The 21,690-nt window shown below is 71.4% G+C and carries 21 protein-coding genes; 5 read left to right on the forward strand and 16 right to left on the reverse strand.

The window, feature by feature from the left end:
* Positions 1-26: 26 nt before the first annotated feature.
* From DFJ66_RS20930 to DFJ66_RS20940, 3 genes are all read right to left on the reverse strand, one after another.
* On the reverse strand, positions 27-1,340 hold the full coding sequence (locus DFJ66_RS20930; protein ID WP_121223372.1) for a citrate synthase: 1,314 nt from the start codon (positions 1,338-1,340) through the stop codon (positions 27-29).
* 270 nt (positions 1,341-1,610) lie between these two features.
* Positions 1,611-2,546: a carbohydrate kinase family protein gene (locus DFJ66_RS20935; RefSeq protein ID WP_121223373.1), complete on the reverse strand. Its 936-nt coding sequence runs from the start codon at positions 2,544-2,546 to the stop codon at positions 1,611-1,613.
* Positions 2,543-3,142 (reverse strand): TetR/AcrR family transcriptional regulator, encoded by a 600-nt coding sequence (locus DFJ66_RS20940; protein WP_121223374.1) that lies wholly within the window; start codon positions 3,140-3,142, stop codon positions 2,543-2,545. Before DFJ66_RS20940 ends, DFJ66_RS20935 begins: the two co-directional genes overlap by 4 nt.
* An 88-nt stretch (positions 3,143-3,230) precedes the next feature.
* Between DFJ66_RS20940 and DFJ66_RS20945 the strand changes: the two genes are divergently transcribed.
* The gene (locus DFJ66_RS20945) at positions 3,231-4,373 is read left to right on the forward strand and encodes an acyl-CoA dehydrogenase family protein (protein ID WP_121223375.1); all 1,143 of its coding nucleotides are present in this window, start codon (positions 3,231-3,233) and stop codon (positions 4,371-4,373) included.
* 901 nt (positions 4,374-5,274) lie between these two features.
* Here the strand turns inward: DFJ66_RS20945 and DFJ66_RS20950 are convergent.
* Positions 5,275-6,474, reverse strand: coding sequence for an amidohydrolase (locus DFJ66_RS20950; protein ID WP_121223376.1), 1,200 nt, complete (start codon positions 6,472-6,474; stop codon positions 5,275-5,277).
* Between the two features lie 82 nt (positions 6,475-6,556).
* The gene (locus DFJ66_RS20955) at positions 6,557-7,429 is read right to left on the reverse strand and encodes an aldose 1-epimerase family protein (protein WP_121223377.1); all 873 of its coding nucleotides are present in this window, start codon (positions 7,427-7,429) and stop codon (positions 6,557-6,559) included.
* Positions 7,430-7,485: 56 nt separating this feature from the next.
* On the opposite strand from DFJ66_RS20955, the gene DFJ66_RS20960 reads away from it, so the two are divergent.
* Together DFJ66_RS20960 and DFJ66_RS20965 are read left to right on the forward strand one after the other, a co-directional pair.
* Positions 7,486-8,043, forward strand: a complete 558-nt coding sequence (locus DFJ66_RS20960) for a TetR/AcrR family transcriptional regulator (RefSeq protein ID WP_121223378.1) — start codon at positions 7,486-7,488, stop codon at positions 8,041-8,043.
* On the forward strand, positions 8,040-8,849 hold the full coding sequence (locus tag DFJ66_RS20965) for an MBL fold metallo-hydrolase (RefSeq protein ID WP_121223379.1): 810 nt from the start codon (positions 8,040-8,042) through the stop codon (positions 8,847-8,849). Before DFJ66_RS20960 ends, DFJ66_RS20965 begins: the two co-directional genes overlap by 4 nt.
* A gap of 42 nt (positions 8,850-8,891) precedes the next feature.
* Here the strand turns inward: DFJ66_RS20965 and DFJ66_RS20970 are convergent, their stop codons facing one another.
* The 10 genes from DFJ66_RS20970 to DFJ66_RS21015 form a co-directional block, all read right to left on the reverse strand.
* Entirely contained in the window at positions 8,892-10,274 is a 1,383-nt protein-coding gene (locus DFJ66_RS20970) for an APC family permease (protein WP_121223380.1), read from the reverse strand.
* Positions 10,275-10,347: 73 nt separating this feature from the next.
* Positions 10,348-10,548: a hypothetical protein gene (locus tag DFJ66_RS20975; RefSeq protein ID WP_147459324.1), complete on the reverse strand. Its 201-nt coding sequence runs from the start codon at positions 10,546-10,548 to the stop codon at positions 10,348-10,350.
* A gap of 37 nt (positions 10,549-10,585) precedes the next feature.
* Positions 10,586-11,848 (reverse strand): MFS transporter, encoded by a 1,263-nt coding sequence (locus DFJ66_RS20980; RefSeq protein WP_121223382.1) that lies wholly within the window; start codon positions 11,846-11,848, stop codon positions 10,586-10,588.
* A 398-nt stretch (positions 11,849-12,246) separates the two neighbouring features.
* Positions 12,247-12,903 carry a pyridoxamine 5'-phosphate oxidase gene (gene pdxH, locus DFJ66_RS20985; protein WP_121223383.1) on the reverse strand — a complete coding sequence of 219 codons (657 nt, stop codon included), beginning with the start codon at positions 12,901-12,903 and terminating at the stop codon, positions 12,247-12,249.
* Positions 12,904-13,077: 174 nt separating this feature from the next.
* Positions 13,078-13,821 carry an urease accessory protein UreD gene (locus DFJ66_RS20990; protein ID WP_397556292.1) on the reverse strand — a complete coding sequence of 248 codons (744 nt, stop codon included), beginning with the start codon at positions 13,819-13,821 and terminating at the stop codon, positions 13,078-13,080.
* 151 nt (positions 13,822-13,972) lie between these two features.
* A complete protein-coding gene (gene ureG / locus DFJ66_RS20995) occupies positions 13,973-14,665 on the reverse strand; it encodes an urease accessory protein UreG (protein ID WP_121223384.1) in 693 nt (230 codons plus the stop codon).
* Positions 14,655-15,305 (reverse strand): urease accessory protein UreF, encoded by a 651-nt coding sequence (locus tag DFJ66_RS21000; RefSeq protein WP_121223385.1) that lies wholly within the window; start codon positions 15,303-15,305, stop codon positions 14,655-14,657. Before DFJ66_RS21000 ends, ureG begins: the two co-directional genes overlap by 11 nt.
* Positions 15,305-17,002 carry an urease subunit alpha gene (locus DFJ66_RS21005; RefSeq protein ID WP_121223386.1) on the reverse strand — a complete coding sequence of 566 codons (1,698 nt, stop codon included), beginning with the start codon at positions 17,000-17,002 and terminating at the stop codon, positions 15,305-15,307. Before DFJ66_RS21005 ends, DFJ66_RS21000 begins: the two co-directional genes overlap by 1 nt.
* The gene (locus DFJ66_RS21010) at positions 16,999-17,310 is read right to left on the reverse strand and encodes an urease subunit beta (protein WP_121231493.1); all 312 of its coding nucleotides are present in this window, start codon (positions 17,308-17,310) and stop codon (positions 16,999-17,001) included. Before DFJ66_RS21010 ends, DFJ66_RS21005 begins: the two co-directional genes overlap by 4 nt.
* Positions 17,311-17,321: 11 nt before the next feature.
* Positions 17,322-17,624, reverse strand: coding sequence for an urease subunit gamma (locus DFJ66_RS21015; RefSeq protein ID WP_121223387.1), 303 nt, complete (start codon positions 17,622-17,624; stop codon positions 17,322-17,324).
* A 184-nt stretch (positions 17,625-17,808) separates the two neighbouring features.
* Between DFJ66_RS21015 and DFJ66_RS21020 the strand changes: the two genes are divergently transcribed.
* Together DFJ66_RS21020 and serC are read left to right on the forward strand one after the other, a co-directional pair.
* Positions 17,809-18,924, forward strand: coding sequence for a citrate synthase 2 (locus tag DFJ66_RS21020; RefSeq protein ID WP_121223388.1), 1,116 nt, complete (start codon positions 17,809-17,811; stop codon positions 18,922-18,924).
* 203 nt (positions 18,925-19,127) lie between these two features.
* Positions 19,128-20,261 carry a phosphoserine transaminase gene (gene serC / locus DFJ66_RS21025; protein WP_121223389.1) on the forward strand — a complete coding sequence of 378 codons (1,134 nt, stop codon included), beginning with the start codon at positions 19,128-19,130 and terminating at the stop codon, positions 20,259-20,261.
* Positions 20,262-20,529: 268 nt separating this feature from the next.
* On the opposite strand, the gene DFJ66_RS21030 is transcribed toward serC, so the two are convergent.
* Positions 20,530-21,642, reverse strand: coding sequence for an ABC transporter permease (locus DFJ66_RS21030; RefSeq protein ID WP_121223390.1), 1,113 nt, complete (start codon positions 21,640-21,642; stop codon positions 20,530-20,532).
* Positions 21,643-21,690 lie beyond the last annotated feature (48 nt).

The following is a 21,690-nucleotide window of genomic DNA, read 5'->3' on the forward strand; positions in this document are numbered from 1 at the left end:
AGGGCACGGGCCTGGAGTCGTGAGCGTCAGCGCTCGGTCACCGGCACGTAGGCGCGCTCCGGCGAACCCACGTAGATCTGGCGCGGGCGGCCGATCTTGGTGGCCGGGTCCTTGATCATCTCGCGCCAGTGGGCGATCCAGCCCGGGAGGCGGCCCAGCGCGAACAGGACGGTGAAGAACTTCGTCGGGAAGCCCATCGCCCGGTAGATCAGGCCGGTGTAGAAGTCCACGTTCGGGTACAGCTTGCGCTCGATGAAGTACTCGTCGGCGAGCGCGGTCTCTTCCAGCTTCTTCGCGATGTCCAGCAGCTGGTCGTCGGCGCCCAGCTTGCCCAGGATCTCGTCGGCGGTCTTCTTGATGATCGCCGCGCGCGGGTCGTAGTTCTTGTAGACCCGGTGGCCGAAGCCCATCAGGCGGACGCCGTCCTCCTTGTTCTTCACCTTGCGCACGAAGGCCTCGACGTCACCGCCCTCGGCCTTGATCTTCTCCAGCATCTCCAGCACCGCGCTGTTCGCGCCGCCGTGCAGCGGGCCGAACAGGGCGTTGATGCCGGCGGAGATGGAGGCGAACAGGTTGGCCTCCGAGGAGCCCACCAGGCGCACGGTGGAGGTGGAGCAGTTCTGCTCGTGGTCGGCGTGCAGCACGAACAGCAGGTCCAACGCGCGGACCAGGTCCGGGTCCACGTCGTAGGGCTCGGCCGGGAAGCCGAAGGTCATGCGCAGGAAGTTCTCGACCAGGCCCAGCGAGTTGTCCGGGTAGAGGAACGGCTGGCCGACCGACTTCTTGTAGGCGTAGGCGGCGATGGTCGGGACCTTCGCCAGGAGTCGGATGGTGGAGATCTCGACCTGGTTGGCGTCGAACGGGCTCAGGCTGTCCTGGTAGAAGGTGGACAGCGCGGACACCGCGGAGGACAGCACCGGCATCGGGTGCGCGTCGCGCGGGAAGCCGTCGAAGAAGCGTTTCAGGTCCTCGTGGAGCAGGGTGTGCCTGCTGATCTTGGACGAGAACTCGTCCAGCTGCGCCTGCGTCGGCAGCTCGCCGTAGATCAGCAGGTAGCTGACCTCGATGAAGTTCGAGCGCTGGGCGAGCTGCTCGATGGGGTAGCCGCGGTAGCGCAGGATCCCCGCGTCACCGTCGATGTAGGTGATCTCGGACGAACAGGACGCGGTGTTGACGAAGCCGCTGTCCAGGGTGACCAGGCCGGTGGTGGCCAGGAGCTTGCCGAGATCGATACCGGGCGCACCCTCGGTGGCCGGTACTACCTTCATCTCGTGCTCTCCGCCCTGATGGCGCAGCGCGACGGTACGGGTGTCGTTCGGCGCAGTCGTCGCGTCGGGCATTCAGAGTCCCTCTCACGCTAGGGCGGGGTGGCCCCGTGCGGGTTCTCGCACGTGAGGGCGCGCGGACGTGAGGTGTCCCGCACCGCAGCACCACCCCGTTGGGGTCCTGTCAGTTGTGCCACGCTAGTCGGCGGACAACCCGCTCCACAGCCGCGGCATGAACCGATTCTGCGAGGTGGGACCGGCATCACACACGGATGCACGGTGGCTAGCGTGCATCCCCCACCGTAGCCCTTTTGCCGTGTTTCTCCACCTCAAGAGGGGTGAGAGCTAGGTCATCTCCAGCTCGCGTTTGAATGGCGGTTCCGCGCCGGCCCGGGAGCAGGTAATGGCCGCCGCCGCGCCCGCGTAGGACAGCGCCGCGGCCCACTTCCCGTTGTCCAGACCGCGGACCGCCTCGGTGGACAGGGCGTCGTGGTGGTGCAGCCACGCCAGCAGCGCGCCCTGCACGGTGTCGCCCGCGCCGATCGTGTCCACCACGGTGACCGGGGTCGGTGGGACGCGGATCACGCCGTCGGCGGTGAGCACGGCGAGACCGTCGCCACCCCGGGTCAGCACGACGGCCGCGGGACCCGCCGCCAGCCAGTCCCGTGCGACGTCGAGCACGTCGTCCTCGGGGGCGTCCTCGGGCAGTTCGGCGAGCCAGCGGGCGTCGTCGACCGACACCTTGAGCAGGCCGACGTGCGGCAGCCACGAGTCGTAGCGGTCGCGGTAGGCCAGCGGGTCGCGGATCAGGCCGGCCCGGATGTTCGGGTCCAGCACGGTCAGCGCGCCGCGCTCGGACTCGCGCCACAGCACCCGCTCGTAGGTGCTCGCGCCCGGCTCCAGGACCAGCGACAACGTGCCGAAGGAGACCGCGCGGACGGTGTCGGGCAGCGGACCGGGGTCGGTGACCTGCCGGTCGGCGGTGCCCTCGACGTAGAAGGAGTACCGGGCGGAGCCGTCCTCGGCCAGGCCCACGACGGCCAGGGTGGTCGGCTCGGGGCCGCGCTGGACCAGGTCGGTGCGCACGTTCGAGGCGTGCAGGCGCTCCAGGAGCCGGTCGCCGAACAGGTCGGTGGAGACGCGGGACAGGAAGCTCACCGGTGCTTCCAGCCGACCGGCGGCGACGGCCACGTTGTACGGCCCGCCGCCCAGCCGGGGCGCGAGGGTGCCCTCCGGGGTCGGTACGAGGTCGACCAGCGCCTCACCCGCGACGACGATCACGCCTGGCTCCGTTCTCTGCGTAGCCCGTCCAACAGCAGTTCGCCCAGCGCGGTGAACGCCTCGGCGTCGGTCACCCCGGCGCGGCGCGTGAGCACGCCGGTCTGGATGCCCTCGATGAGCAGCCCCGCCATCTCCGCGACGAGCGTGGCGTGGACCTCGCGGAACACGCCCTCCCGGACGCCCTCCTGGATGAACGACCGGATGCGCTCCGCCGCCGCGCGGGCGTTGCGCTCGTAGGTGGAGCGGGTGGGCGCGAAGGCCGACACGTCGGCGATGAACTGCGCCGACGCCCGCCTGAGCTCCTCGGCGGCACCCGCGAGGTAGGTCCCGACCCGGGCCCGCACGTCCCCGATCTCGGCCACCCGCTGCTCGATCCGCTCGGCCGCACCCTTGAAGTACCGGCCGACGACCCGGACCGCGAGCTGCTCCTTGCTGGCGGCCAGGGCGTACAGGGTGGACTTGGAGCAGTGCAGGCGGGCGGCGAGGTCGTCCAGCGTGAAGTGCGCGAACCCCTCGGCCAACACGAGCTGCTCGAGCCGGCCGAGCAGGTCGACCTGCCGGGGCGTGAGCGGCCTGCGCGCGATCGAGGACGTCATGGTTGAAACTCTGTCACACTCACTGGCGACAGTACTGGCGTACGTCCTACAGTACTGCTACTAGTACTCGCCCCGTCGGAGGTCGACGATGCCCGCCGAACGCCTGCTGCCCACCACCGAGGCCGAGGACCTGCTGGACCTGGTCCGCGAGATCGCCCGGGAGGAGCTGGCACCGCACGCGGCCGAGGCGGAGGAGCACGAGCGCTTCCCGCGGGAGAAGTTCCGCCTGCTGGGCAAGACGGGGCTGCTGGGCCTGCCGTACCCGGAGCGGTTCGGCGGCGGCGAGCAGCCGTACGAGGTGTACTTGCAGGCGTTGGAGGAGATCGCGTCGGCGTGGATGTCGGTCGGCGTCGGCCTGTCCGTGCACATCATGTCCAGTTATGCGTTGGCGACCTTCGGCACCGAGGCGCAGAAGGAGAAGTGGCTGCCGGACATGCTCGGCGGCGAGCAGCTGGGCGGGTACGCGCTGTCCGAATCGCACGCAGGCTCCGACGCTGGTGCCCTGTCCACGCGGGCGGTTCGCCAGGACGACCACTACGTCGTCAACGGCACCAAGGCGTGGATCACGCACGCCGGCGTGGCCGACTTCTACACCCTCATGGCCCGCACGGCGGACACCGGCAGCCGAGGCATCTCGTGCTTCCTGTCCCCCGGCCAAGCCCCCGGCCTCTCGGCCCTCACCCCCGAACGCAAGATGGGCTTGACCGGCTCCATCACCGCACAGCTGAGCTTCGAGAACGTTGCCGTGGACGCCGACCGCCTGATCGGCAACGAGGGCGACGGCCTGAAGATCGCACTGTCCGCTTTGGACTCAGGCCGCCTGGGCATCGCCGCCTGCGGTGTTGGCTTGGCCCAGGCCGCCTTGGACCAGGCTGTTTCCTACGCCAAGCAACGCACCCAATTCGGCCGACCGATCATCGACTTCCAGGGCTTGGAATTCCTGCTAGCCGACATGGCCGCAGCCGTGGAGTCGGCCCGCGCCACCTACCTGGCCGCAGCCCGCCGCCGCGACCGGGGCCTGCCGTTCACCCGCCAGGCAGCCATCGCCAAGCTGGTCTGCACCGACACCGCCATGAAGGTCACGACGGACGCGGTCCAGGTCCTCGGCGGAGCCGGGTACACGCGCGACTTCCCGGTGGAGCGGTACATGCGGGAGGCCAAGGTCCTCCAGATCTTCGAAGGCACCAACCAAATCCAACGCCTGGTAATCGGCCGCGACCTCCGCCGCTGACATCTGTTCGTCGGGCGGCCGCGCTGCGCTCTGGTACACCCGCCGCCCGACGACCAGGCCAGATAGCCCTTTCAGCAGCTACACCCGATCGTGTGACATACACGATTCGCAACTTTCCGCGATCTCGCGCGATACCGTGATTAGGAACGGCGGTCGGGGCGGCAGGGTCCACCAGCACAACAGGACCCACCCAGACGGCCACCCTCGCCCACCGACCGGCCGACACACACGACCAGGCCACCGCCCAGCACCGAGCGGCCGCGCACGACCAGCGGCCAGCGGCAGTTCGCCGGCGGCCGACGGCAGTTCGGCGGCGGCCGGCGGCAGTTCGCCGGCGGCCGGCGGCAGTTCGGCGGCGGCCGGCAGCAGTTCGGCGGCGGCAGTTCGCTGGCGGCCGGCGGCAGTTCGCCGGCGGCCGGCGGCAGTTCGGCGGCGGGTGGCGGCTGTGGCGGGTAGCCGACGCGCGCCGAGTGCCGAACGCCCGCCCGCGCGTCCAGTGCCGACGCCTGCCGAGTGACGGCGCCTGCCGAGTGACGGCGGGCGGGCAGCCGAGGCGCGCGTCGCGGCGGGCAGCCAGCCTTTGGCCGCAGCGCGGACCCCCGCCGCGACGTCAGGTGGGCGGCGGGCGAGACGTCGGGTGGGCGGCAGGCGAGACGTCGGGTAGGCGGCGAGCGCGACGTTAGGTGGGCGGCGGGCGCGATGTCGGGCAGCGGCAGCGGACAGCGGCAGCGGACAGCGGCGGGCGGCCGACGCGATGTCTGGCGGCGGACGGTTGGCCGGCAGCCGCGCGTGGTGTCGTGGCGAGCGACAATCGCGCCCTCTGCCAGCCGCTGGCGCGTGGCACCCCAGGGGCGAAAGCCGTCCGAGGGGTGGGGCGAAAGCGGTCCGGGGTGAGGGGTGGTCAGGGCTCGCGGTAGAACGGGTTCTCGACCACGCCCTCGCCGTCAGCCCACCGGTAGACCTCGCGTCCCTCCACGAACACCCGCACCGCGCGGCTCATCACGTCCAGCGGGTCGCCCGTCCAGATCACCACGTCGCCGTCCAGACCCACCGACAGCGACCCCACCCGGTCGTCGAGCCCCATGATCCGTGCCGGGTTCACCGTGATCGACTCCAGCGCCACCCGCGGGTCCAGCCCTTCCTTCACCGCCAGGGTCGCCTGGTGCACCAGGAAGTGGATCGGCACCACCGGGTGGTCGGTCGTGATCGCGATCTCCACCCCCGCCCGAGCCAGCACCCCCGGTGTGCGCAACGTCCGGGACCGCAGCTCCACCTTCGACCGCGTCGTGAACAGCGGCCCGACCACGACCGGGACGCCCTTCTCCGCCAGCAGGTCCGCGACCAGGTGCCCCTCGGTGCCGTGGTTGACGATCAACCGGTAGCCGAACTCGTCGGCCAGGCGCAGCGCGGTGGCGATGTCGTCCGCCCGGTGGCAGTGCTGGCACCACGGCAGGGTCCCGTCGAGGACCTTCGACAGCACTTCCAGGGTGTTGTCCCGGTCGAAGGGCTCGCCCGAGCCGGCGGCGGCCTTGCGAGCGGCGTAGTCCTGGGCCTTCGTGAAAGCGTCTCGGATGACCGCGGCGACGCCCTGGCGCGTGGACGGCAGCTTCTTCTGGTCGCCGTACACCCGCTTGGGGTTCTCGCCCAGCGCGCTCTTCACCGACACCGGGTCGCGCAGGAGCATGTCGTCGACGGTCCGGCCCCAGCACTTCACGGCCACGGTCTGGCCGCCGATCACGTTGCCCGACCCGGGCTTGATCACGGCGGTGGTGACGCCGCCGGACAGGGCGTCCGCGAAGCCCAGGTCGGCGGGGTTGATGGCGTCCAGGGCCTTGAGGCGGGCACCGTTGGGGTCGGTCATCTCGTTGGTGTCCTGGCCGGCCCAGCCCTCGCCCTCCTCGTGCACGCCGAGGTGCCCGTGGGCCTCCACGAAACCGGGCAGGACCCACGCGCCGGCGGCGTCCACGACGGGCACGTCGGTGGGCACCTCGACGGAGGCGCCCACCGCGGCGATCTTGCCGTCCAGGATCAGGACGGTCCCGTTCTCGATCGGCTCGCCCGCGACCGGGACGACGTACCCACCCGTGATAGCGACGTTCATAGTTAGCGACGCTAACGGTCCGGCCCGGCGGGCGCAAACCCGCCCAGCTCCAACGCCCAGCTCCAACGCACAGCTCGAACGCCTAGCTCAGCGGACGCAGACCCCAGCGCCCCGCCCACGACTCACCCGGCGCCAGCCACAGCAGGTCGACGCCCGAGTTCAACGCGTCCGGCGGGCACGTCATGGGCTCGATCGCCACCGCCCGCCCGCGACCGGGGAACTCGGCCGTCGTGTACACCTGCACCCACTTGAAGTCCGGGTCCGCCCACAGCTCGACGCCACCACCCGGCCCGCGCAGGACGTGCCGCACGAGCCCGTCCACCGGCTCGCAGCCGCCGAACGCCGTGTCCAGCTGCACCCCGTCGAGCAGGCGGGCCACACGGAAGTCGTAGTCACCCGACACCGGCACCGCGGGCCCGGTCGGGAGCAGGCTGTCCGGGTCCACCGGCAGCACGGTCGTGGCCGCGAGGGACATCGAGGACTCGTCGGTCGAGGACAGGCCGGCGCGCGGGAACGGGTGGGTGCCGACGCCGAAGGGCGTGCGGGCGTCGCCGACGTTCTGCACGCCGTGCGACACGGTCAAGCCGTTGTCGTCCAGCGCGTAGGTGATGGTGGTGCGCAGCTCGACCGGCCAGCCGAAGCCGGCGACCGGGACCTCCAGCGAGATCAGCGACCCGGTGTGCTCGACGACGTTCCACACCGCCCGCCGCACCAGCCCGTGGATCGCGTTGCCGCGCGCGGGCTCGGTGATCTCCAACTGCTGCTCGACGCCGTCGAGGGTCCACTTGCCGCCCGCGACGCGGTTGGGCCACGGCACGAGCACCGAGCCGCTGCCCGAAGGCGGTTCACCCTCGTAGGTCTCGACGTACGGGACACCCCCGACGTCGAAGGCCTTGAGTCCGGCACCGTCGGGGTCGATGACGGCGCGTGCCGCGCCGTGGGCGATCTCCAGCATCGATCAAGCGTAGCGGTCACAGCCAAACAACTAGACCGGTCTGTATAGTTCCCGGCATGCCACGCCGCACCGACACCCGCCAGCGGATGGTCCGCACCGCTGCCGACCTGTTCCACGCGCAGGGCTACCACGCCACCGGCCTGAACCAGGTCCTGGCCGAGGGCGGCGCGCCCAAGGGTTCGCTGTACTTCCACTTCCCCGGCGGCAAGGAGCAGCTGGCCGTGGAGGCGATCGCCCTCGCCGCCGACGACCTGTGCACCGCACTCCGTGCGGTCTTCGAGAGCACCCCCGACCCGGCGCAGGCCCTCACCAAGGCCCTCGCGCTCCTCGGCGACCGCCTGGAGCGCACGGACTTCCGCGAGGGCTGCCCGATCTCCACCGTCGCCCTCGACGCCGCCGCCGAGAGCGAACCCATCCGCGAGGCCTGCGTCTCGGCCTACGACTCGTGGCAGCGGGTCATCGCCGACCACCTCGACGGCGACGACGACCTCGCGTCGGTCGTCCTGGCCGCCATCGAGGGCGCGGTCCTGCTCGCCCGGACCCGCCGCGACCTCGCTCCCCTGCACGCCGTGGGCACCCGCCTGGCCGCACTGATCGGAAGGACGTCCCGATGAAGGTCCACCACCTCAACTGCGGCACCATGCGCCCGTTCGGCGGCAAGCTCGTCGACGGCCGGGGTTCCGCGTTCCGCCAGGCCGAACTGGTCTGCCACTGCCTCCTGCTGGAGACCGACGACGGCCTGGTCCTGGTCGACAGCGGCCTGGGCCTGGACGACGTCCGCCGCCCGGCCGAGACCCTGGCGTGGGGCTGGCGCCAGATGTCCCGCCCGGCCCTGGACGAGAAGGAGACCGCGATCCGCCAGGTAGAGGCGCTGGGCTTCGACCCGGAGGACGTCCGGCACGTGGTCCTGACCCACCTGGACCTCGACCACGGCGGCGGCCTCCGCGACTTCCCGCACGCGGAAGTCCATGTCCTGCAAGAAGAACTCGACAACGCCCTGCGCCCGAACAAGCGCGGGAACGACGCCGTGCGCTACCCGGACAAGCAGTGGGCCCACGGCCCGAAGTGGCGGACCCACGAGCCGTACGGGGAGAGCTGGTTCGGCTTCGAGGGCGTCCGGGAGTTCCGGGAGGACATCCTGCTGGTCCCGCTCATCGGCCACACCCGCGGCCACACCGGCATCGCGGTCAAGACCGACTCCGGCTGGCTGCTGCACGCCGGCGACGCCTACTTCTACCACGGCGAAATGGCCGACCCGCCGCACTGCACGCCGGCGCTGACCTTCATGCAGTCGCGGATGGAACAGGTCCGCACCCTGCGCCTGGCCAACCAGGACCGCCTGCGGGAGCTCAAGCGCAACCACGACATCGACGTCATCAACGCCCACGACGCCACCGAACTCCGCCGCCACCTCCCCTGACGCACGGGTGGGGCCTTCCGCCGGCGGAAGGCCCCACCCACGTCACTTCGACAGCTTCTCCGCGTCGATCCGGACCTTCCCGTGCACGACCCGGTTGATCAGCCACAGCACGAGCCCCGCGCCCAGCAGGTACAGGGCGATCTTGTAGTCGTCGACCGGCCGCCCCGACAGCGGGCTCGCCAGGTAGGCGCAGGACAGCGCACCCAGCACCGGCACCCAGGTCGGCGCGCGGAAGTGCTTGTGCTCCACCTTCTCCTTGCGCAGCACCAGGACCGCGATGTTGACGATGGTGAACACCACGAGCAGCAGCAGCGCCGTCGTCCCGCCCAGCTTCGCGATGTCCGCCGTGGACACCAGGATCACCGCCACGCCGCTGGTGAAGATGATCGAGATCCACGGCGTCCGCCGGAACGGGTGCACGGTGCCGAAGACCTTCGGGATGATCTGCTCGTTGGCCATCCCGTAGATCAACCGGCTGGCCATCAGCATGTTGATCAGCGCCGAGTTGATGACGGCGAACAGGCCGATCAGCGAGAACACCCACAGCGGGAACCCGGGCGCGCCGACCTGGACCACCTTCAGCAGCGCCGAGCTGCCCGCCTTCGACAGCTCGCCCGCCGGGATGAGCAGCGAGGACGTGATGGCCACCAGCACGTAGATCGCGGCCGCCACGACCATCCCCCACAGCATGGCGCGCGGGAAGATCCGGACCGGGTCACGGCACTCCTCGGCCATGTTGACCGAGTCCTCGAAGCCGACCATCGCGAAGAACGCCAGCGCGGTCGCGGACGTGATGGCCACCAGGGCGGGCTGGCCGGGCGCGGGGTCGACCTGGGTCAGGCGGCTCGCGTCGCCGTCGCCGGCGGCCACCGCCCACACGCCGATCGCGATGATGATCAGCAGGCCGGACAGCTCGATGCAGGTCAGCACCACGTTGGCCTTGACCGACTCGGACACGCCCCGGAAGTTGATCAGGCCCAGGCCCACGATGAACAGGATCGCGACGAGGGTCGCAGACACGGTGAAGGTGTCGGAGAAGAACTCCTTGATCACCGACTGGAGGTAGGTCCGGCCGAACGCCAGGGCCGCCGAGGACGCGGACGTGATGCCCGAGCTCATGACGGCGAAGGCCACCATGAAGGTCAGGAACTGGATCTTGAAAGCGCGGTTGGTGTACAGGGCCGCGCCGGCCGCGCGCGGGTACTTGCCGACCAGTTCCAGGTAGCTGAAGGCCGTCAGGAACGCCACCGCGAAGGCGACGAGGAACGGCAGCCACAGCGCGCCGCCGATCTTGCCCGCGACGTTGCCGGTGAGGGCGTAGATGCCGGTGCCCAGGATGTCACCGACCACGAAGAACAGCAGCAACTTGGGGCCGATGGCCCGGTTCAGTTCCGGTTGCGCCGGTGCGCTCGTCGCTTCCGCCATGCCGCTTGAGTGTGCCCGATCACACCCGGCCCGGATAGTTGGACGACCGAACCTTGGGCAAGGCTTGATGTTGTTACAGCAGCGAGAAGCCTTCGCGGACGTCGATGCGCGCCACCGCGACCGCCTCGTCCAACGCCGCCCGGAACGCGACCGCCTGCTGGAGGTCCAGCGCGACCGTGCCGCCGACACCGGGGAGGGAGATCTCCACCGTCCCCCGGGTCACCTCCACACCGAGCCGCGCGCCACCCATGTCGACCTGCCACTCGCTTCGCACCCGGCCGAGGGTGCCGCACCCGCCGGCCACCCGGCAATTACACGATCGTGGCAGCCGGCTCGGCGACCCGGTACCGCCACACCGCCGGGATGGCGAACACCGCGACCACCGTCGCCACGACGACCGCGACCCCGCCGAACGCCGTCGCCACACCCGGCCCGACGGCCGCGCCGGTGGTCCCGTGCAGCAGGTCCGCCAGTCGCGGCCCACCGGCCACGACGACGATGAACACGCCCTGCATCCGGCCACGCATCTCGTCGGTCGCGGCGGCTTGGAGGATCGCGCTGCGGAACACCATGCTCACCATGTCCGCCGCGCCGCCGATGGCCAGGAACACCACGGCCAACCACAACGCGTGCGAGAACCCGAACCCGACCATCGCCACACCCCACGCGACGACCGCCAGCGCCACCCCCACCCCGTGCCGCTGCACCCGGGAAGTCCACCCCGACACCAGACCGCACAGCATCGCGCCCAACGGGATCGCGGCGAACAGCCAGCCGAGGGCGAGCCCACCACCGGGCGGGTCGCCGTAGGTGACCTCGGCCATCTCGGGGAAGAGCGCGCGGGGCATGCCGAAGACCATCGCGATGATGTCCAGCAGGAAGGACGCCAACAGCACCTTCTGCACGGCGAGATAACGGAAGCCGTCCACGACGTCCTTCAGCCCGGCCCGCCGGATCACCCCGTCCAGCGGGGGTAGGGGCGGCAGCTTCCACACCGCCCAGATCGTGACGGTCAGTGCCACGGAGTCGACCAGGTAGAGCGTCGGGAGCCCGATCACCGGCATCAACGCACCGGCGAGCATCGGCCCGAACACCCCGCCGAACGTCATCACGGTGGAACTGAGCGCCGCCGCAGCGGGCAGTTGGTCGGCCGGGACCAACCGGGCCACGGACGCGGCACGCGCGGGCGCGTTGGCGGCGAAGAACACCTGCTGGAGCCCGAGCAGCGCGATGACCAGCCACACGCTCCGCACGTCGAACGCGGCCTGCAACCACAGCAGCACGGACGTCACAGCGATGCCGGTGTTGGTCACCACCAACAACTTCCGCCGATCGACCACATCCGCGATCGCGCCACCCCACAGCCCGAAGACGAGCAACGGGACCAGCGCCACCCCGGCAGCGACCCCGACCCACCCCGACGAGCCGGTGATGTCGTAGACCTGCTTCGGCACGGCCACGGCGGTCAACTGACTGCCCACGGCGGTCACCACGTTCGACAGCCACAGGCGCCGGAACGCGACGACCTTCAGCGGCCGCGTGTCGATGGCGACCTTCCCCAGCAGCTTCCTCACTCTCGTTAGCGTACGACAACTAACAAGTTCTTCACCGCGAGACGCCGCACACGGTCGCTCGGTGACGAATCAGCGAGGGGCAGGCCGATCACAGGGAGGGCCGATCAGGGGCAGGCCGAACAGCAGGTAGCCGGGGGTGTCGGTGTGCGATCGGTTGGGCAGGACCGGGCCGGCTCTCTCACTTGAGCATCCACCCGCCCACCCCTCCCCGACCGCCAGGCACAAGCCGGGCCGCCGCCGCAGGCGGCTCCGCCGCAGGCGGGTGCAGTTGGGGCTTGTGCCAGGGCGGCTCGGCGGGGGCGGCGGGCGGGGATACGACCCCGGCAGCGAACCAAGCCCCAGGAAGACCCCACCCAGCCCAACCCAAGCCCTACCGCAGCTGCCCTACCGCAGCTGCCCTACGGCGCTACTCGCTGAAGCTCCCACCCGTCACGCCCGAGCCGGAACCGCAGCCGGTCGTGCATCCGGTCCCGACGCCCCTGCCAGAACTCGACCTCCTCGGGCCGGATGCGCCACCCGCCCCAGTGCGGCGGCACCGGCACCCGGTCCGCGTCGGCGAACTGGCGTTCGATCTTGTTCAGCGCACTGTCCAGAGTGGACCGGCCCGACACCACCCGCGACTGCGGCGACGCCCACGCCCCGAGCTGCGAGCCGCGCGGGCGGCTCTCCCAGTAGCGGGCCGTCTCCTCGGGGCCGACCTTCTCCACCGTGCCGCGCACGTGGGCCTGCCGCTGCATCGCGAACCACGGGAACGTGGCCGACGCGTACCGGGTCGCCATCAGGTCGTGGCTCTTGGCGGAGGTGTAGTTGGTGAAGAACACCAGCCCGCGCGCGTCCAGGCCCTTGGCCAGCACCGTCCGGGACGACGGGCGACCCTCGGGGTCGGCGGTGGCGAGGACCATAGCGTTCGGCTCGGGCAGGCCGGCGCCGGCGGCCTGGTCCAGCCACAGCTGCAGCTGCTCGTGCCAGGTCGGCAGCAAGTCGCTCTCCGTGAGCGATCCCTGTTCGTAAGACACGCGCATCGACGGCAACGCGATGTTCGTCGTCTCCGACATCCCGAACCTCCCGAGCAGGTTTTCCCCGACGCTGGCAAGGCACTTGTGGCACCAAGCGATCCCGCGACCGTACGGGTTTCCGGCTCCGCGCGAAACCGCCTGGGTGGTGATGAGTACCACCGGTGTCGTGACTGTAGGTGTGAGGCGGCTGACGGAATCGTGTTCGAGATCGAATCAGATGGTCACACCACCGTCACACGATCCGGGATGTTCCCGCCGCGCGCGGGCCAAAGCGCGTTCCGCCGTCACCGCGTCGGGTGCCAGAACCGTGGCCAAAGTGCCCCCGCGGGCCAGCGGAACGAGGGACCACCAGTCGTGTGACACCGGTTCCGGGACGTCCGCACCCCAGCACAGCAGTTCGGTGCCGAGGACCCGCATCCCGGCGAGGCCCGCGGGGCTGCCGTCGACGTCCGGGTCGCCGACGCGGGTGGTCTGGCGCACCAACGGGCCGTCGCGCCGCACGTCCAGCGTGCTGACCAGCGCACCCGGTCGTTCGCCGACCCGGCCGAGGACCAGCAGTTCACGGGTGCGCAGCCGGGCGCCGGCGGCGAGGTCGGCCCGGAACACGGCCTCGTGGCACGCGCGCGCGGTGACGACGGTCGGCTCGGGCGCGTAGTCCAGGCTGCCGCCGGCGTCGACCTCCACCCGGACCACCGCCCGGCTGCCACCCGGCCGATGACCGGGCAGGGCGAGCGTCGCCGCGACCCCGCGCAGGTCGAGGTGGGCACCGGGTCCGACGCGCACGACCAGTTCCAGGTCGTCCCCGCCCAAAGGCGCGGTAACGGAACTCACCAGGTGGACCAAAGCCCGTGAACCACCCCGCCGCGGAATGAGACGCAAGGGGGCCATGGAGCGCATCTCGCCCACCACCGTCCGGCCGTCGACCGCGTGGACGGAAAGCAACGCCCGCGCCTTCACCGACGCAATCCCCGTGGTGTGCGCCACGCCCCCGCGAACAGGTTTTTCACGCACGAAACCCGGCGGAGACCTCGGCGCTGGAATGTGCCGGAATCGCCGCAGCCCCGTCCGCCGGGCCGGCGGCCGCAGACACGGCCGCACTCCGTGACATTCACCTGACCGTCGCCAGCGTGCGCAGCTGGGCGCGCACCCACTCGGCGACCGCGGGTGCGTCCGGGGTCTCCACCAGGGACTGGCTGATCACGGGCAGCTCGCCGCGCATCCGGTGGGCGTCGGCCGTCATGACGACGAGGTCGGCGCCCACCATCGGCGCGAGGTCGGTCTTGTTGATCACCAGCAGGTCGGCCGTGGTGACGCCCGGCCCGCCCTTGCGCGGCACCTTGTCCCCGCCGGCCACGTCGACCACGAAGATCTGCCGCTCGACCAACCCCCGGCTGAACACGGCGGTGAGGTTGTCGCCGCCGCTCTCGATGATCACCAGTTCCAGGCCGGGGAACCGGTGCTCCAACCGCTCCACCGCGTCGAGGTTGGCGGTGATGTCGTCGCGGATCGCGGTGTGCGGGCACGCGCCGGTCTGCACGGCCTCGATGCGGTCGACGTCCAGGACACCGGACTTGCGCAGGAAGTCCGCGTCCTCGGTGGTGTAGATGTCGTTGGTGACGACGGCGAGGTTCACGCTGTCGCCCAGCGCCCGGCACAGCGCGGCGGTCAGCGCGGTCTTGCCGCTGCCCACCGGCCCGCCGATGCCGATGCGGACGGCACCGTGGTGGTGGTCGTGGTCGTGGGGGTCGTGGCCCGGGTCGGTGGGGTCGAAGTTGACCGGGTGGACGTGATCAGCTGACAAAGAGACGCACCTCTTCCCTGTGGTGGCGGTCGTGGGCTTCGGCCAGCAGGTCCAGGCCGGGGGCGCTGGGCGCGGGCAGGTCGGCGGGCGCGGTGTCGGCGTCCTTTTCCGCTTGTGCGACAACGCTTTCCAGGTCCGGCGCGAGCCGCGCGATGATCGCGTTGACGCCGAACGGGTCCAGGCCGAGCAGCCGGATGGCGCCGGTGGCCGGACCGGTCACGGAGTGGTAGGCGACGACCTGCGCGGCGGCCCGCGGTTCGCCCACCAGCGCGCCTACGATGATCGGGTGGTGCGGCTCGGGAGTGGTCCTCAACAGCTCGGCCAGCGTCTCCGACGGCCACGCTTTCCGTGCCGCACGGGCGATCCCGCGCCCCTGCATCCGTGACGCCGCCCGTTGCGCGGGTGATGGCGTGCGGGCGTCCAGCTCGACGTCCAGCTCCGCGAACCGGCCCCGGGTCGCGGCGGCGGCGAACACCGCACCCAGCGCGCCGGCCGTGCGCAACCGACCGATCAGGAACCGGTGCAGGCTGGGGAGATCGGTCACGGCCTTGCGGGCGACCGCCTCCTCCAGCCCGCCGGAGTGCACGTGACCCCCGCCCGGGAAGCGGGAGTCGGCGAGCATCAGCGCCGCGAGGTCCATCAGAACAGGAAGTAGCGCTGGGCCATCGGCAGCTCCGCCACCGGGTGCGGCTCGACCAGCTCGCCGTCGACGTGCACGGCGAAGCTGTCCGGGTCCACGCGGACGTCGGGCATGGCGTCGTTGAGCACCATGTCCTTCTTGCCGACCTTGCGCGTGTTGCGCACCGGCACCAGCGGGCGCGACAACCTCAGCAAGTCGGCCAGGTCGCGGTCCACGGCCTCCTGGGACACGAAGTGCACGCTGCTGCGGGCACCCGCGTACGCGCCGAACATCGGCCGGGCGAAGACCGGTTGCGGCGTGGGGATGGACGCGTTCGCGTCGCCCATCGCGGCCCACGCGATGAACCCGCCCTTGAGCACCACGGACGGCCGGACGCCGAAGAACTTGGGCTCCCACAGCACGAGGTCCGCGAGCTTGCCGACCTCGACCGACCCGACCTCGTGGTCGATGCCGTGCGCGATGGCCGGGTTGATCGTGTACTTGGCGACGTACCGGCGGGCGCGCAGGTTGTCCGGCAGCTCGCCGCGCCGGCCGTGCATGACGTGCGCGGTCTGCCACGTGCGGATGATGACCTCGCCGACCCGGCCCATCGCCTGCGAGTCGGAGCTGATCATGGAGATCGCGCCGAGGTCGTGCAGCAGGTCCTCGGCGGCGATCGTCGTCGGCCGGATGCGGCTTTCGGCGAAGGCCAGATCCTCGGGCACGGAGGGGTTGAGGTGGTGGCACACCATCAACATGTCCAGGTGCTCTTCGAGGGTGTTGACGGTGTGCGGGCGGGTCGGGTTGGTGGAGGAGGGCAGGACGTTCGGCTCGGAGACGACCCGGATGATGTCCGGCGCGTGCCCGCCGCCCGCGCCCTCGGAGTGGTAGGCGTTGATCGAACGGCCCGCGATGGCGTCCACCGTGGACTCGACGAAACCGGCTTCGTTGAGCGTGTCGGTGTGGATGGCGACCTGCACGCCGGACTCGTCGGCGATGCGCAGGGCGGCGTCGATGGCGGCGGGGGTGGTGCCCCAGTCCTCGTGCAGCTTGAACCCGCCCGCGCCGGCGTGCAGCTGCTCGCGCAGGGCGTCGTCGCGGACCGTGTTGCCCTTGCCCAGCAACAGGACGTTGACCGGCATGTGGTCCATCGCGGCGAGCATCCGGCCCAGGTTCCACGCGCCGGGCGTGACCGTGGTGGCCTTGGTGCCCTCGGCCGGGCCGGTGCCGCCGCCGATGAGCGTGGTCAGGCCGGACGCCAGGGCCTCGTCCACGATCTGGGGGCAGATGAAGTGCACGTGGCAGTCGATGCCGCCGGCGGTGAGGATCTTGCCGTTGCCGGAGATGATCTCCGTGGCGGGGCCGATCACCAGCGCCGGGTCCACGCCGTCCATGACGTCCGGGTTGCCCGCCTTGCCGATGGCGACGATCCGACCGTCCCGCACGCCGACGTCGGCCTTGACCACGCCCCAGTGGTCGAGGATGACCGCACCCGTGATGACCAGGTCCGGAGCACCCTCGGCGCGGGTGGCGGTGCCCTGGCCCATCGACTCGCGGATCACCTTGCCGCCGCCGAAGAGCACCTCGTCGCCGGAGTGCGGGCCGCGACTGCGGTCCTCGGTGACCTCGATCGTGAGGTCGGTGTCGGCGAGCCGGACGCGGTCGCCGGTCGTGGGGCCGAACAGCTCGGCATAGCGCTCGCGGCTCAGTTCCGTCACCGGTCGAGGTCTCCCGCCCACTCGGGGCGCAGGCCGGGGACCCGACGCGCGCCGGCCAGCGGCACCAGGGTCACCTCGCGCTCCACGCCGGGTTCGAACCGCACCGCGGTGCCCGCCGGCACGTCCAGCCGCTTGCCCCAGGCCGCCTCGCGGTCGAACTCCAGACCGGGGTTGACCGCGGCGAAGTGGTAGTGCGAACCGACCTGCACCGGCCGGTCCGCGGTGTTCACCACGACCAGCGTCGTGCGCGGGCGGCCGGGGTTGAGCTCGACCGGTTCGGCACCGGTGATGATCTCGCCAGGGCGCACGGGCCGCTCCTTCACACGATCGGGTGGTGCACGGTCACGAGCTTCGTGCCGTCCGGGAAAGTGGCCTCCACCTGCACGGACTCGACCATCTCGGGCACGCCGGGCAGCACCTGGTCACGGGTGAGGACGTGCCGGCCGCTGTCCATCAGCTCGCTGACCGTGCGACCGTCGCGGGCGCCCTCGAGCACGTGGTCCGTGATCAACGCCACGGCTTCGGGGTAGTTGAGCACCACCCCGCGCTCCAGCCGGCGCCGTGCGACGTCGGCCGCCACGTGGACCAGCAGTTTCTCCTGCTCGTGGGGCGTGAGGTGCATCCCGGGAGGTCTACCAGACGAAACGGCGGTACCGCAGGACGGAAACAAGCACTTAACAGGTGATCTTCTTCTGAATCGGTTCCTGAATCGTGACCGACGACACGGAAATCCTTCGTTGCCACTCCGTCAGGAGGGGAGCAAGGTTTTCCCACACTCTGACTCTCGCGGACAAGGAGCGCACAGCGTGGTGCAGCAAACCGAGCAGGACGGATTCCGGCCGGGCCTGGAGGGCGTCGTCGCCTTCCGCACCGAGATCGCCGAGCCGGATCGCGACGGTGGCGCGCTGCGCTACCGCGGGGTGGACATCGAGGACCTGGCCGGGAAGGTCACCTTCGGCAACGTCTGGGCGCTGCTGGTCGACGGCCGCTTCGGGCCGGGCCTGCCGCCCGCCGAGCCGTTCCCGATCCCCGTGCACACCGGCGACGTGCGGGTGGACGTGCAGGCCGCGCTCGCGATGGTCGCGCCGATATGGGGTTACCAGCCGTTGCTGGACATCAGCGACGAGGACGCCCGCGCGCAGCTGGCCCGCGCGTCGGTGATGGCCCTGTCGTACGCGGCGCAGTCCGCGCGCGGCATCGGACGGCCCGCCGTGCCGCAGAAGCGCATCGACGAGTGCACGACCATCACCGAGCGCTTCCTGACCCGCTGGCGCGGCGAGCCGGACCCGGCGCACGTGAAGGCCCTGGACGCGTACTGGGTGTCCGCCGCCGAGCACGGGTTGAACGCCTCGACGTTCACCGCCCGCGTGATCGCTTCGACCGGCGCCGACGTGGCCGCCGCCATGTCCGGTGCCATCGGCGCCATGTCCGGCCCGCTGCACGGCGGTGCCCCGGCGCGCGTGCTGCCGATGATCGAGGAGGTCGAGCGCACCGGCGACGCCCGCGGCTTCGTGAAGGGCATCCTGGACCGCGGCGAGCGCCTGATGGGCTTCGGCCACCGGGTGTACCGGGCGGAGGACCCGCGGGCGCGCGTGCTGCGGCGGACGTGCCAGGAACTGGGCGCGGAGCGCTACGAGGTCGCCGCGGCCCTGGAGCAGGCGGCCCTGGCGGAACTGCGCGAACGCCGCCCGGACCGGGCCATCGAGACCAACGTCGAGTTCTGGGCGGCGGTCATCCTGGACTTCGCCCAGGTCCCGCCGCACATGATGCCCGCCATGTTCACCTGCGCCCGGACGGCCGGGTGGTCGGCGCACATCCTGGAGCAGAAACGCACCGGCCGCCTCGTCCGCCCGTCCGCGACCTACATCGGCCCCGGCCCGCGCAAGCCGTCCGAGGTCGAAGGCTGGGAACAGATCGCGTGAGGTGGCGGCCGGGCCGACCCCACCCCGTCGGCCCGGCCGCCCCACCCCACCGGACCTGCTGTTCACACCGCTCGCCGCTCCGGATCAACGTGAGCAGCGACACCCGGTTGTCATCGTTCGGCCATGCGGCTGCAACACTGGTGACCCCGGCAACGGCGCCGGTCAGGCTGTCCAACACCTCCCCCGTACCCGGAGGCTTCGCTATGACCCAGACCGCCGACCCGACCACCTTGGTCCTGCCCTCCGACCTGCGGCCGTCCGACGGCCGGTTCGGCTGCGGCCCGTCCAAGGTCCGCCCCGAGGCCCTGGAGGCCCTGGCGACCGAAGGCGCGTCCCTGATGGGCACCTCCCACCGGCAGAAGCCGGTGAAGTCGCTGGTCGGCTCCGTGCGGTCCGGGTTGCGCGAGCTGTTCTCGCTGCCGGAGGGCTACGAGGTCGTCCTCGGCAACGGCGGCACCACCGCCTTCTGGGACGCCGCCGCGTTCGGCCTGGTCCGCGAGCGGGCGCAGCACTTCACCTACGGCGAGTTCTCGTCGAAGTTCGCCAAGGTCACCTCCGACGCGCCGTTCCTCGGCGACTCGATCGTGGTCAAGGCCGACCCCGGCTCGGCGCCGGAGATCACCTACGCCGAGGGCGCGGACCTGGTCGGCTGGGCGCACAACGAGACCTCGACCGGCGTCGCGGTGCCGGTGTCCCGGCCCGCCGGGTCGGACGGCGCGCTGGTCGCCATCGACGCCACCTCCGGCGCGGGCGGCCTGCCGGTGAACGCGGCCGACTTCGACGTCTACTACTTCGCGCCGCAGAAGTGCTTCGCCTCCGACGGCGGCCTGTGGATCGCCCTGATGTCCCCCGCCGCGCTGGAGCGGGTCGCGGAGATCGGCGCGTCCGGCCGGTGGGTGCCGGAGTTCCTGTCGCTGACCACGGCGCTGGACAACTCCACCAAGGACCAGACGTACAACACGCCGTCGCTGGCGACCCTGTTCCTGCTGAACAACCAGATCGAGTGGATCCTGGGCAACGGCGGCCTGTCCTGGGCCGTGGAACGCACCGCGGACTCGTCGTCGCGGCTGTACTCGTGGGCCGAGGCGACCTCGTACACGACGCCGTACGTGACCGACCCGGCGTACCGCTCGCAGGTCGTCGGCACGATCGACTTCGACGACTCGGTGGACGCGTCCGTGGTGGCGAAGGTGCTGCGCGCCAACGGCATCGTGGACGTCGAGCCGTACCGCAAGCTGGGCCGCAACCAGCTGCGGGTCGCCATGTTCCCGGCCATCGAGCCGGCGGACGTGACCACCCTGACCAAGGCCGTCGACTGGGTCGTCTCCCAGCTCTGACCACCGGCGCGGGCTGTGGGGACCCCTCCGGCTTTCGAGCCGGAGGGGTCCCCACAGCCGTTTTCAGGCAGGCTGCCGGCCCGCGGCAGCCACCCCACCGCCACCCCGGGCCCCGCGGCAGCCACCCCGGGCCTGCGGCAGCCGCCCCCGACACCACCCCGGGCCCGCGGCAGCCTCCCCCGACACCACCCAGGGCCCGCGGCAGCCGCCCCGCACCACCTCGGCCCCCGGTCCGTCCGCGGATTGGCCTCTCCCGTCCCCCGTCCCCCTAGGCGAGGGCTTCGGTCGGTGCCAGGCGTGCGGCCCGCACGGCGGGGTAGGCGCCGGCGACGGCCCCGACCACCATCGCCACCACCACCCCGCCGAGCAGGGCGGGCACCGGGACCACGGCCGGCCACTGCCGGCTCGCCGCGTACCCGGCCGTCACCGCCACCCCCACCAGCACGCCGACCAGGCCCCCGAGCCCGGACAGCAGCACCGACTCCGCGAGGAACTGCCCGCGGACCTGCCGACGGGTCGCCCCCAGCGCCCGCCGCAGCCCGATCTCCCGGCGCCGCTCCAGCACCGAGATGACCATCGTGTTCGCCACACCGACCCCGCCGACCAGCAGCGCGACCCCGCCGAGGCCCAGGAACAGCGCGCTGAACGAGCTCTCGGTCAGCCGCTTCGCGGCCAGCGCCTCCGACGGCCGGGCGACGTTGACCTCGTTCGGCTGCTCCGGGTTGAGCGTGCGCCCCAGCACGTTGCGCACCGCTTCGACGGCCGAGTCGACCGCACGCACGTAGACCGTGCTCGGGTGGCCGTCGAACCCGAAGTCACGCTCCGCGGTCGACCACCCCACCAGCACCGACCGCTCGATCTCCGGTGACAGCGGCATCGGCCGCAGCACGCCGACGACCGTGAACCACTTGCCGCCGATCCACACCAGCCGACCGGGCCGGTCGATGCCCAGGCGTGTCGCCGCCACCGAACCGAGCACCACCCCGGGCGTGTCGTCGTCGAGGAACCGGCCGCTCGCGACCTCGCCCTCGAGCACACCCAGCAGGTCGGGCCGCGCGGCCAGCACGGACAACCCGGACGTCTCGTCGGCCGGAACCTGGTCGTTGCGCCGCACGGTCTGCCCGGTCCGCCCGGTACCGCTGGCGGCGGTGACCGGACCGATCCGCTGCGCCATGGGGACGGCGGTGACCGGCAGCTTGGCGTCGTCACCGCCGAAGGTCTGACCGGGCTGGGCCTGGAGCAGGTTGGTGCCGAGCCGGTCGAGCTGGTCCTGGAGCGCCCGCTGGCTCGACGCGGGAATCCCCACCACCGCCACCACGGCCGCAATCCCGATGGCGATCCCCAACGCCGACAACACCGCCCGCAACGGCCGAGTCCGCATGCCGTGCGCACCCAGCCGAACGACGTCCCCGGGCCGCAATCGCGCCGC

Source organism: Saccharothrix variisporea, from assembly GCF_003634995.1.
Classification (GTDB): Bacteria; Actinomycetota; Actinomycetes; order Mycobacteriales; family Pseudonocardiaceae; genus Actinosynnema; species Actinosynnema variisporeum.

Bases quoted from the DNA above. Each gene is read 5' to 3' on its own strand.
- DFJ66_RS21015 (WP_121223387.1), bottom strand. From the start codon at position 17,624: ATGCACCTCACGCCCCACGAGCAGGAGAAACTGCTGGTCCACGTGGCG.
- DFJ66_RS20940 (WP_121223374.1), bottom strand. From the start codon at position 3,142: ATGACGTCCTCGATCGCGCGCAGGCCGCTCACGCCCCGGCAGGTCGAC.
- DFJ66_RS20930 (WP_121223372.1), bottom strand. From the start codon at position 1,340: ATGCCCGACGCGACGACTGCGCCGAACGACACCCGTACCGTCGCGCTG.
- DFJ66_RS20960 (WP_121223378.1), top strand. From the start codon at position 7,486: ATGCCACGCCGCACCGACACCCGCCAGCGGATGGTCCGCACCGCTGCC.
- DFJ66_RS20955 (WP_121223377.1), bottom strand. From the start codon at position 7,429: ATGCTGGAGATCGCCCACGGCGCGGCACGCGCCGTCATCGACCCCGAC.
- DFJ66_RS21030 (WP_121223390.1), bottom strand. From the start codon at position 21,642: ATGCGGACTCGGCCGTTGCGGGCGGTGTTGTCGGCGTTGGGGATCGCC.
- pdxH (WP_121223383.1), bottom strand. From the start codon at position 12,903: ATGTCGGAGACGACGAACATCGCGTTGCCGTCGATGCGCGTGTCTTAC.
- serC (WP_121223389.1), top strand. From the start codon at position 19,128: ATGACCCAGACCGCCGACCCGACCACCTTGGTCCTGCCCTCCGACCTG.
- DFJ66_RS21000 (WP_121223385.1), bottom strand. From the start codon at position 15,305: ATGGACCTCGCGGCGCTGATGCTCGCCGACTCCCGCTTCCCGGGCGGG.
- DFJ66_RS20965 (WP_121223379.1), top strand. From the start codon at position 8,040: ATGAAGGTCCACCACCTCAACTGCGGCACCATGCGCCCGTTCGGCGGC.
- DFJ66_RS20945 (WP_121223375.1), top strand. From the start codon at position 3,231: ATGCCCGCCGAACGCCTGCTGCCCACCACCGAGGCCGAGGACCTGCTG.
- DFJ66_RS20950 (WP_121223376.1), bottom strand. From the start codon at position 6,474: ATGAACGTCGCTATCACGGGTGGGTACGTCGTCCCGGTCGCGGGCGAG.
- DFJ66_RS20970 (WP_121223380.1), bottom strand. From the start codon at position 10,274: ATGGCGGAAGCGACGAGCGCACCGGCGCAACCGGAACTGAACCGGGCC.